Origin of the sequence: Sporocytophaga sp. (assembly GCF_017745095.1) — a bacterium.
Lineage (GTDB): Bacteria > Bacteroidota > Bacteroidia > Cytophagales > Cytophagaceae > Sporocytophaga.
In genome coordinates this window covers 234,568-245,695 of sequence record NZ_JAGHZZ010000005.1, presented here as the reverse complement: position 1 = coordinate 245,695, position 11,128 = coordinate 234,568, and the positions used below count along the sequence as shown (strand labels likewise).

12 protein-coding genes are annotated in these 11,128 nt (G+C 35.9%); 7 read left to right on the top strand and 5 right to left on the bottom strand.

The window, feature by feature from the left end:
• Positions 1 to 4: 4 nt before the first annotated feature.
• Positions 5 to 1,081, bottom strand: coding sequence for a hypothetical protein (locus J7604_RS09910; protein ID WP_293894911.1), 1,077 nt, complete (start codon positions 1,079 to 1,081; stop codon positions 5 to 7).
• A gap of 306 nt (positions 1,082 to 1,387) precedes the next feature.
• On the opposite strand from J7604_RS09910, the gene J7604_RS09905 reads away from it, so the two are divergent.
• Both J7604_RS09905 and J7604_RS09900 read left to right on the top strand, forming a co-directional pair.
• A complete protein-coding gene (locus J7604_RS09905; RefSeq protein WP_293894908.1) occupies positions 1,388 to 1,996 on the top strand; it encodes a hypothetical protein in 609 nt (202 codons plus the stop codon).
• Positions 1,997 to 2,015: 19 nt separating this feature from the next.
• The gene (locus J7604_RS09900) at positions 2,016 to 2,579 is read left to right on the top strand and encodes a hypothetical protein (RefSeq protein ID WP_293894905.1); all 564 of its coding nucleotides are present in this window, start codon (positions 2,016 to 2,018) and stop codon (positions 2,577 to 2,579) included.
• Positions 2,580 to 2,581: 2 nt separating this feature from the next.
• Here the strand turns inward: J7604_RS09900 and J7604_RS09895 are convergent, their stop codons facing one another.
• Positions 2,582 to 4,285 (bottom strand): M3 family oligoendopeptidase, encoded by a 1,704-nt coding sequence (locus tag J7604_RS09895; RefSeq protein WP_293894902.1) that lies wholly within the window; start codon positions 4,283 to 4,285, stop codon positions 2,582 to 2,584.
• A 4-nt stretch (positions 4,286 to 4,289) separates the two neighbouring features.
• Positions 4,290 to 5,348, bottom strand: a complete 1,059-nt coding sequence (locus J7604_RS09890; RefSeq protein WP_293894899.1) for a ferredoxin--NADP reductase — start codon at positions 5,346 to 5,348, stop codon at positions 4,290 to 4,292.
• Positions 5,349 to 5,823: 475 nt separating this feature from the next.
• Between J7604_RS09890 and J7604_RS09885 the strand changes: the two genes are divergently transcribed.
• A complete protein-coding gene (locus J7604_RS09885) occupies positions 5,824 to 6,426 on the top strand; it encodes an HAD-IA family hydrolase (RefSeq protein ID WP_293894896.1) in 603 nt (200 codons plus the stop codon).
• Between the two features lie 15 nt (positions 6,427 to 6,441).
• Here J7604_RS09885 and J7604_RS09880 read toward each other — a convergent pair whose 3' ends face one another.
• Positions 6,442 to 7,380 (bottom strand): hydrogen peroxide-inducible genes activator, encoded by a 939-nt coding sequence (locus J7604_RS09880; protein WP_293894893.1) that lies wholly within the window; start codon positions 7,378 to 7,380, stop codon positions 6,442 to 6,444.
• 102 nt (positions 7,381 to 7,482) lie between these two features.
• Here J7604_RS09880 and J7604_RS09875 point away from each other — a divergent pair, with 102 nt between their 5' ends.
• The 4 genes from J7604_RS09875 to J7604_RS09860 all read left to right on the top strand — a co-directional run bounded on the left by J7604_RS09875 (position 7,483) and on the right by J7604_RS09860 (position 10,707).
• Positions 7,483 to 8,037, top strand: coding sequence for a peroxiredoxin (locus J7604_RS09875; protein WP_293894891.1), 555 nt, complete (start codon positions 7,483 to 7,485; stop codon positions 8,035 to 8,037).
• 16 nt (positions 8,038 to 8,053) lie between these two features.
• Positions 8,054 to 8,635, top strand: coding sequence for a carboxymuconolactone decarboxylase family protein (locus J7604_RS09870; RefSeq protein WP_293894888.1), 582 nt, complete (start codon positions 8,054 to 8,056; stop codon positions 8,633 to 8,635).
• 261 nt (positions 8,636 to 8,896) lie between these two features.
• Complete coding sequence (locus J7604_RS09865) at positions 8,897 to 10,198, top strand: erythromycin esterase family protein (RefSeq protein WP_293894885.1); 1,302 nt, start codon at positions 8,897 to 8,899, stop codon at positions 10,196 to 10,198.
• Positions 10,199 to 10,329: 131 nt separating this feature from the next.
• Positions 10,330 to 10,707, top strand: coding sequence for a hypothetical protein (locus J7604_RS09860; protein WP_293894882.1), 378 nt, complete (start codon positions 10,330 to 10,332; stop codon positions 10,705 to 10,707).
• Between the two features lie 56 nt (positions 10,708 to 10,763).
• On the opposite strand, the gene J7604_RS09855 is transcribed toward J7604_RS09860, so the two are convergent.
• Positions 10,764 to 11,105, bottom strand: coding sequence for a heavy-metal-associated domain-containing protein (locus J7604_RS09855; RefSeq protein ID WP_293894879.1), 342 nt, complete (start codon positions 11,103 to 11,105; stop codon positions 10,764 to 10,766).
• Positions 11,106 to 11,128: the final 23 nt, after the last annotated feature.

The window sequence follows — 11,128 nt, the reverse complement described above, 5'->3', positions numbered from 1 at the left end:
ACCTCTACTTAAGAGCAAGCTTTAAAGAAAAAATGTTGGAATATAGGTTAGCATTAGCTCCAACACCTGTAAGTGCATAGTCTATAGATACCCTGTTTATTTTTATTCCAACTCCGAAATTAGCCTGGACATCTGTTTTAGATTTACCGTCAAAATCTTTAATCTGCTGAGTATTTCCGACACCAGCGCGAAGAAAGACTAATTTTTTATAATCAAACTCCAGACCTAAATGAGGATCAATAGATGCAAAATTAGATCTCACTAGTACGTTTCTTTTTCTGTCAAATGTAAAATCAAAATCCGCACCAGCTAGTAAGCCAAACTTATCCTTATTAAATCTTTTGGACCTTCCTACACCAAATATCAATCTTGGCACTGTTACTTCTATCGAATTCTGAGGTATTTCATTACCTGTTTGAGCAAAAGTTTTTTCAAACAATGCTGTGTTAAAAGACCAGGCATTGTAAGTACCAGTTACATCTCTTGCCATAAGTCCAAACTGCCAGTTTTTTCTTACATACTGAGCTCCGGCATCCAAACCAAACCCCCAGGCATTACCAAACGGACCAACCGTGCGGTGAATTACTTTCATTGTAGCTCCCAGACTTAATCCGGGTAATAAATTATTGGTACGTGCAAAAGAAACGAGGAAGGCATAATCTGCTGAAGAAAAATACTTTATTTTACTATAATCCGGCGTATTGTTTCCCTGATTATCAAATATATTTAAAGTATTAGGAATCTCATCTGTCCCGAATCTGATGGCATTGATTGCCAAGACAGAGTTGCTGTCAAGTCTAACTGCAGCACCCAGGTAGTCATATTTAGCCATACCAGCAAAATATTCTGCGTGCATACCCGCAAGCTCATATTTAGACTGAATCTTTAATAAACCAGCAGGATTCCAGAAACCTGCTGTTACATCCCCTACTGTGGCAGCCTGAACATTGAACATGCCTAGAGCCCTAGAGCCTACACCAATACTCAAAAATTCGTTACTGTATTTGGGAGCTTTTAATTGTCCGAAAGCAAAATGAACAGAGCAAAAAATAATAATAAAAAGAACAGTACCTTTTTTCATGCCAAATTTTTATTCCTTACAACGGTTATTATCTTAATTTTAATGTATCCAGAATGTGAAATTACATCTGTTTTAATGCTTTTCATAACTTAATCCATATTAAAATGAAAAGGTAAGCACTAAATTCTACATTTTTCATATTTGAAAAATCCTAAAATAAACTTCAAAGGACTTCGTTTGAGGGTGTTTTTTATAAAAAACTTAAAAAAAGAAAGCGCATCGACAGATCATAAATTTCATTCAATCGTTTCTGAATTTATAAGAAAAATATAATTTTGACTTTATTGATATTTCTTAACTTAATTTATGAGAATCGTTTCTATTTTATTTTCAGTTGTTTTTGCTTTTTACCTGATTGGTTGTAAAAATGAAAAACCGGAGACTGCACAGAATGGCCAGGTTGAAAAGGACAGTATACTAATCAGTGCTGATATTATTTCTGATAGCCTTCAAACCAATTGGAACACAATGATTAAATCGGATGATCAAAAGTTTGAAAATATTAAACGTCTTCTACAGGAAATATCATATACTTCTGGATATAATCACCTTCTTCATGATTCTCTTGTTAAAGCTTGTGACCAGGTTAAAAATACCCGTTATACTCAGGAAACAATGGACGCTCAAGCTATTGATAACTATGACGCACTTACAGACAAATATATAGCTCGGGTAATGGCACTTGCAGGCAGCACTCCGGAATTACCTCAGCATCCACTAGCGGAAGAATTGATAAGTGAAATAAATGAAGCAAACACAAACACTCTTATCAAATTGAGGGTTAACTACGGAAGGTGGGTCATGATAAACAACAGTTTTGTCAAAGCTTATCAGAAAGAACTGACAGCAGCTGGCCCTCCATATAGCGAAATGAAAGAGAAAATTGAATTCATGAGATCTTCCAATGTTCAATAAACTACAAGCAAAACTAATTATGGCTATCATCGGGATAGCCATCTTTTATTCGTGTTCAAAGAAAACTTCTTCTACTTCTTCTTCTCAGCCAGATTTCAAGTCAAATCTTAGCTTAGTTGTAGACAGCATGAATACATACTGGTCATCCATGGATGCATCTGAAAAGGATAAGCTACAATCCATTGACAGATTGCTGGATGAACTCTCATATATTAATGGCTCAAATGCTGTTAAAATAGATAGTCTGAAATCTTCTGTCAAAATTGTAAAAGCCGCCATGCTTCGTGCTGAAAGCATGACAAGCCAGGAGATTGATGAATATGATATCAAGACCGACAATTTGATTCGAGCTACCCTAGCTTTGATTGCTTCAACACCATCTACAGAAGAACATCCATTGATCGCAAAGCTTGAAAGCTCCATTTCATCTGCAGATGGCAATCTGATTGTGTTCAGATACAAGTATGATAGATGGGCAATTCAGTTCAATGAAATTGTCACAAATAATAAAGGACGCCTTACTAAAATGGGCGCCCCTTATTCGGAATATAAAATCCGTCCGTTATTTCAAATTCAGCCCTGATTTCAGGGCTTTAGTTTTGACAATTCAGATTGAACAAATCCGATCAGATTCTTTATATTTTCTTTAGAAAAATCAAACTTTATACCGGCTGTCTCATAAATAGCTCCAATAGGTTTGGTGTATCCAAGTTTTAAGGCTTCTGTATATGCTTTATACCCCTTTTCCGCATTCTCTTTATAATTCTTCCAAACAGCAATAGCTCCAAGCTGCGCCATTCCATATTCAATGTAATAAAATGGCACTTCAAAAATATGTAGTTGTTTCTGCCACATATACTCAAGACTCTCTTCAAGGCCAGTCCAATCAGTAATACTATTACTGAATTCAATTACAATATTTTTCCATACATCCTTTCTTTGCTCGGCACTATGTTGAGGATGCAGGTACATCCAATGTTGAAACTTATCTATTGTAGCAACCCAAGGCAATGTAGATATAATACTTTCCAAATGCTCTCTTTTAGCTCTGATAAGATCTTCCGAATTCGGAAAAAAAATATCCCAATACTCCATACTGATTAATTCCATTGACATTGAAGCTAGTTCCGCTACTTCAGACGGGACTTGTTTAAACGCATTCAACGGTAGATCTTTTGTAAGAAATGAATGTAATGCATGTCCCCCTTCATGAACCATTGTGACAAGATCTCTCAATGAGGAAGTCGCATTCATAAAGATAAAAGGAACCCCAGTTTCATCAAGTGGATAGTTATATCCTCCTGGCGCTTTACCTTTTCTTGAAACTAAATCCAGGTGTCCCATCTTTTTCATTATTGATATACAATCTCCAAGATATGGATCTATTTGCGTAAAGCAATTAATAGTCTTTTCTTCAAGCTCCTCCCCTGTTTCAAAAGGTTTTAAAGGTACAGTACCTAGATAATTTATATTGCTATCCCATGGCTTTAACTGGTCTACTTTCAAGGCATTTTTTCTTTCTGTTGCAAGTTCATTCAAAAGAGGAACGACTTCTGATTTGACAGCTTCATGAAATGAATAACAATCATCCACCGTATAGTCAAAGCGTCCCATAGAGCGGAACATATAGTCCCGAAAATTGGAAAAATCAGCATTTAAAGCAACCTCGTTTCTTTTCTTGATTAACCTGTCTAATAAACCATCTAGCTTATCTTTATCCTTTAATCTCCTTGAAGCTATTTCCCTGTATGTATGTTCTCTTACACTTCTATCTGAAGACTGAAGAAAGTCTGACGCTTGCTGAAGCGTCAATTCTTTACCTTCTATCGTAACCGTCATAGCTCCAGAAATTGCACCAAACTGTTGAGCCTCTTGATCAAGCTCTGTAAAAAGTGGAATATTATTCTCCCTGAAAATTTCAAAGTCCTTTTTAAGGGTTCTCCTTAGAATATCAAACCCTTGCTCCTGAAGCTCTCCAATGTATGGGCATTCGATAGCTTTCTTATTTAAAGCATTTGTATATGGCGCAACATGTGGTTGTATCTCTGAAATAAAGAAGTTGAACCGTTCAACAAATTCCCTATTTGCAGTATCACCTGTCATTCTTATGTATCGCCATGCAAGGTCTTCAGAAAGTATAGATTCTAATTCGCTTCTGTCCAAAAACCATTGTTTCAGCTCTTGCGCATTATTGATCTTCCTTGCTTCTAATCTTTGAAAAAAAGGTTTTACTGAATTCCAGTTTTCTACTTTAAAGTCCTCCTTTAAAAATTTTCTTTTGCTTTCCACAACGTTAATCTATTTCAATCACTACATTAGGAGTTACAGGGTGTCCAACGCAGGTCAGTACATACCCCTTCTCTAGCTCTTTATCAGAGAGTGCGTCGCTATCATCAAGATGTACTTTTCCGCTGATACACTTACCCATACAAGCAGTGCACATACCACTCTGACAAGAATATGGCAAATCAATATTTTGCTTTAATGCGATCTCAAGTATTGATTTATTAGGAGGAACTGTGATTTTATACTCGCTTCCCTGATAAATGATAGTAACGTCCTGAGGCGAATCCGGGCTGTCTGCAACGACCTTGCCATTACTTAATGAATTGGCATCAGCAGGAAGAAAACTTTCTTTTTTAATCTGGCTTTTTGAAACTTTTAAAAGTTCAAGTGCACTTATTGCTTCCTGCATCATTCCGTCCGGACCGCAAACATAATATTCAGCTTTTTCAATCTTGAGTTTATTAAAAGTTTCCAGAAGTTTTATTACTTCAGATCTGTTTAACCTGCCCGCAGGCAATGATTTATCTTGAGGTTGACTAAGTCTATGTACTACCGTAAAACGTTCTTTAAATCCTGATTGCAATGCTTCAAGCTTCTGTTTAAAGATAATGGAAGCTTCATTCCTGTTACCATAAATCAGATATACATTACTTTTAGTCTCTTTTTCAAGAGCTGACTTTGCAATGGAAATCAATGGGGTTATACCACTTCCTGCTCCAATAAGAACGATATCTGCAGCCCTCGAAGGATCTGGAGTGAAATTAAACGTTCCCGCCGGCTCCATTACTTCCAGTGTATCACCTTGTTTTAAATTATCCGGAAGGTAATTGGATACTACACCATTTGCAATTCTCTTTACAGTAACCGCTAACTCACTGTCAGTATAAGGAGAAGAGCAAAGTGAATATGATCGGCGCAATTTGTCACCTTTTACAGGAACTATTAATGTTAAAAACTGACCAGACTTATAGGATATTGGTATTGATCCGTTTTCGAAGACTACAGTGATAGTGTCTGATGTTTCTTTTATTATTTCCTTAACTTTTAGTTGATGGTACTGGCTCATAAGTTCTTTAGGTCCAAAAGATTTTTGCAAAGAAAACAAATTCATGGAATAAATTCATCATAAGGGAAAGTAGATTACCTGAGAATATAAGTGGATCTATTTCACAAAGACAATATTTAAACTTTTCTGTAAATCGCTATTTTGCAACTTATATAAAATTCCGACAACGAAAATCCCGATCAGGTCAGATTAACAAAACTCTGTTGGTTTATAAAAAGTTAAATCTTTACAAAATTCCTGAATTACAAGGTTTGGGCTATTAAAAGGTGTAAGAAATATTATTTAAAGGTTCAAAATCACTATTATGCTCATGCCATTATCTGAATGTAATAAAAACGAAAAGTCGGTTTGATTCTTTTAACATAAAAATTGAACGAGTTTTAATGCAATACTTGTCACTAAGCTTTTATTAATTACGGTTGTTTTCATAGAATTTTCTCCTACTTACTTTATGTTTGCTTTTTAAATTATAATCATGATTGAGATTCCGATTTCCCCTAATACTAAAGGTTTGATATTTGACATAGATGGTACCCTTGTAGATACCATGTCTCTTCATTATAAAGCTAGTCAGATCGCTTGTAATGAATATGGCTTTGATTTTCCTTTAGATTTCTTTAAAGCTTATGCAGGGGTTCCCACACTCACAGTTTTTGAGCTTTTAGTTAAACATCTGGGTCTTAATTTTAATGGTCGCGAAATTGGCCTTAAAAAGGAAAATCTATACCTCGAACTGGTTCATGAGGTCAAACCACTTCAACCAGTTTATGATATAGTTCTTAAATATGAAGGCAAGCTTCCTATCGCACTAGGAACAGGAGCTACACGTGAGATTGCTGAGATGACTTTGAAAGCAGCAGGAATACTGGACAAATTTGAACACATCGTAACATGTGATGATGTTATAAACCCCAAGCCCGCACCTGATACTTTTTTACAATGTGCATCACTGATTGGCATTGAGCCTCAATACTGTCAGGTATTTGAAGATGGGGATGCAGGAATCAAAGCTGCGATTGACGGAGGTATGATACCCACAGACATTCGACAATATGTGGATGTAAATATTCAGCTATAGTTGCTGAATATTTACTTATAGTTCAATATTAATAATATGTGGATTGTCTTTTTTCATTTTTTGCGGCACAGTCGAGATGATCTCTTTTGCCAATACTTCATTCAGCCTTTGCTTTACGATATTCCGATGCGTTACGAGTACTACCTCTCTTACGGGTTCAGGCTCATAAAAATACCTCACCATCCCTCTTTGTCCTGCATTTAAATCAGCTAATGCCAACTCCGGCAAAAGTGTCACTCCCTGATTCAATTCTACAAGCTTTTTCAACGTCTCAATACTACCGGCTTCATATATTACCTGATTATCTTCGTTCCCTCTTCCTTTAGCTTTGCACATTTTCAATACCTGACTTCTCATACAATGACCTTCCTGCAAAAGCCATAAGTCATTTACCTCCAGATCTTCTTCTTTTAAAATCTTTTTCTTATAAAGTGAATGTTTTTTAGAAACATAAGCGACAAATGGTTCATAGAACAATTTCTTCTCATTTATTTGAGGATCACCTAATGGCCCTACTAATATTCCAGTATCAAGCAGGTCATTTTTTAATCGGTATAAAATATCTTCTGTTTTCAGCTCTTCGAGGATTACTTTGACAGAAGGATATTTCTTTATAAAAGAGGGAAGAAATAATGGTATGAGGTAAGGAGCAAGTGTCGGGATTATCCCAATTTTTATCTCTCCTTCTAAAAGACCTTTTTTAGAATTAATGATCTCTTTTATTTTAGCCGATTCTTTCAGAACTCTACGAGCCTGCTCAATTACATCTTTCCCGGCATCTGTTGGTATTACAGGCTGCTTTCCCCGATCAAATAACAGAATTCCAAGCTCTTCTTCCAACTTTTGGATCTGCATACTTAGAGTAGGTTGTGTTACAAAACTCTTCTCAGCCGCAATCCCAAAGTGCCTGAAAGTATCAAGGGCAATTATATATTCTAACTGAACCAAAGTCATAGTTTTTATCTATTTGTATATAAAAATAATCAATTTGTTCTATCAAAGCAAGTACACCATATTTGCATCAGTTCAAATTCAAACAACAAAAACTTTAAACTTATGAAAAACTATATTTTGTCAGTAGGGTCTGCATTTCCTGAATTCAGAAAAAAAACTGTGGTATCACTGGAAAAAGGTAAAGAATTTTCTGAGATCAGTTCTGAGGATTATAAAGCCAATAATCAATGGTTGGTTATGTTTTGGTGGCCAAAAGATTTCACCTTTGTTTGTCCAACAGAAATAGCTGAATTCAACAAAAGAGCTCAGGACTTTGCTGATCGTGATGCAATATTAATAGGAGCTTCAACTGATTCAGAATTTGTTCATCATGCTTGGAGAAACAATCATAACGATTTAAGAGATTTAAAATTCCCTATGCTAGCAGATACTAACAGGTCACTTGCAGAAGAACTAGGAATATTGGAAGCTGAAGAAAAAGTGGCATACAGGGCAACATATATAGTAGATCCAACGGGAATTGTGAGATGGGTCAGTCTTAATGATCTAAGTGTAGGAAGAAATGTAAATGAGGTATTAAGAGTGCTTGATGCTTTGCAGACCGATGAGCTTTGTCCTTGCAACTGGACCAAGGGAGAAGCAACCCTAGCTGTTTAACTAAAATAATTCCAAAATGACGACTATAACTTCAGATACATTGACAACACTTCTAAGAGAAGTTGGCGTTGAATCCCTTGATAGTGGCATATTAACAACCATAGGAGAAAAATATCCGAAATATCTAAAAGATTTAAGGATAAATATCAGCAATGGATTTAATTCTCCAAATCTCTCTAAAAAAGAGTCTTACTTAATAGCATATGGTGTAGCCATCAACGAGAAAAATCAGGCACTTATCAAAGGACTTGAATCAAGGAGTAAAGAGGAAGGAGCATCAGACGAAGAAATTGCAGAAATCGCATCATGTGTGTCTTTGCTGAATGCAAACAATGTTTATTATCGTTTCAGACATTTCACACAGAAAGATTTTTATACTCAGACACCGGCAGGTATAAAAATGAGTATTATGGCTTCTCCTGTTACAGGTAAAGAATTTTTCGAACTTGTAAGCCTTGTGATCAGTGCTCTAAACGGCTGTGAAATGTGTGTGAATGCTCACGAAGAATCACTATTAAAACTAAATACCTCCCAATCGAGAATTCTTGATTCGATTAGGTTAGGGGCAGTGTTAAAAAGTCTTGCGTCTGTTCTGTAATGTGTTTTGTGGAGACAGGTTCTGTAAAGAATCTGTCTCTTTTTTTATTATCACATAAAAACTAAACAACTCCCAGTCAAGAATTCATATTCAATATGGTTTGGAACAGTATTAAAAATTTTGAGTCTATCCTATAATGTGTTTTGTGGAGACAGGTTGCGCAAGAACCTGTCTCTTTTTTATTATTTCAAATACTTTTCTGCTTTTATAAATCCACAACAAAAAAGGTTAGGTCGGGTTGACTTCAGAACTCTATCCATTATGAAACAGACCAAGACTTCTGAAAAAATTAAACACAAAGAATCTTTTACTATCCATAGTCCCCTCTCTTCACCAGCAGATTTGGATCCTTTAATTCAATTAATCGGCGACTCAAGATACGTTCTCCTTGGAGAAGCATCGCATGGGACACATGAGTATTATATATGGAGGACTGCAATAAGCAAAAGACTAATAGAGGAGAAGGGGTTTTCTTTTATTGCGGTTGAAGGAGATTGGCCTGATTGTTACCAAGTGAACAGATTTGTCAAAAACTATCCGGATAGTCCAGCTAAGGTTACGGACTTATTAAAGAAATTTAACCGCTGGCCAACTTGGATGTGGTCTAATTGGGAAATTGCAGCCCTCGCAGAATGGTTGAAAAATCATAACCTACACAAGGAAGACCATCATAAAGCAGGATTCTATGGACTCGATGTTTACAGTCTTTATGAATCTCTTGATAATATGCTCAAATATCTTTCAACAGAAGATCCTGAAGCCGCTGAATATGTAAAATCGGCCATTCATTGCTTTGAACCTTTTCACGGAGATGATCATAAGCATCCTGGGAACATTTCAAAAATATGCAAAGAAAAGGTAAAGTCATTATTAGTTCAGGTAAAAGCCAAATTACCCAATTACGATAAAGATCGAGAAGCTCCATTAAATGCAGAGCAGAATGCCTATGTAGCCCTTAATGCTGAAAGATATTATAGTGAAATGCTTTCATTTGGCTCCAGCTCCTGGAACATCCGAGATATACATATGGCCGACACCTTGGAACGTTTAATGAAATTTCACGGTGAAAATGCGAAGGCTATCATTTGGGAACACAATACTCATATAGGAGATGCTCGCGCAACTGATATGAAAGACGATGGTTTACTGAATATTGGACAAATTTTGCGAGAAAAGCATCTATCTGATGGGGTTGTATTGGTAGGTTTGGGATCATATAAAGGAACAGTTATTGCCGGATCTAAATGGGGAGCTCCGATGAAAGTTATGGAGGTGCCAGAAGCCAAAGCGGATAGCATTGAAGCAATGCTCCATAATGAGTCTGCCAATAACCGATTAATTATTTCGGAAAAACAAAAAGGAATTTATAGAAAATCTATTCCTCATAGAGCCATTGGAGTTGTTTACAATCCTGAAAGAGAACATTGGGGAAATTATGTCCCTTCAATAATGGCAGAACGGTACGATGCTTTTTTGTTTTTTGATGAGACGAAAGCCCTCCACCCTTTACACATAACGCCTAATAAATCTGATATGCCAGAGACTTACCCCTTCGGATTGTAGAAACTTTAAAAAAATTGTAAAGGTTAAAAATATAGAAGAAGAAGGATGATTATTTAAGTTTTCCATCTTAAATCTTAATAAGATCCTTCGTAAATAGACATCGTTGGATCTCAAAATTTAAACCAATACTTATGAATAATTTTGTGATAATATATAGGTTTCGAAGTCCTGAATCAGGTAATGTGTTTTTAGAATCTATTGAAAAAACATTTCCCAGGCATTTGAACTACAACTTTGGGGGAATTCAGTATTTTCTCCTCAGTTCCAAACTTATTGCTGAAGTGCAGGATAAAATCAATGACATATTTGATAATCTTGATATTCGTGATGATGATTATGTAGCAATCTATTATAGCCGGGAAGAAGATCCTGATGACATCAAAAGGCTTATGATGCTGGGTCATGCAGACTTGATTGATGAAGATTTGAAAAATGGAGGAACTATTCTTGATAGGACCTTAAGTGAACTATTGGAATACGACTTCAATAAACAGAAAGCTGAACTTTGATTTAAGAATAGATAGAAAAGTAATAGGGAGGTAATATATCATAACCTCCCTGTAATTTATTCAATCTCTTTACAACAACCAGGAAGTTTTTCATGAGCAGTTGCACTCATAGGAACAAGCTTGGTACCATGCCCGACATTTGCAATAGCCTTGTGTATCTCCAATTCAGAAATCTTAGTTGAATCATAGGTAACAGAAAGTTGATGACTTTCAAGATTAAAATCAGCACTTTCAACACCTGTGAGCTGTGTTGCTGCAGCTTCAATCCTTTCTTCACACATTTCACAATTTGCTCTTACATAAAATTCAGCAGTTTTTTGCTGATTCTTAGATTGACACCCCCAAACTAAAACTATCAGAATAGTGATAAAAAAATGCTTGGCAAAACCAGAATACATAATTTTTTTTTTATTGATTAACT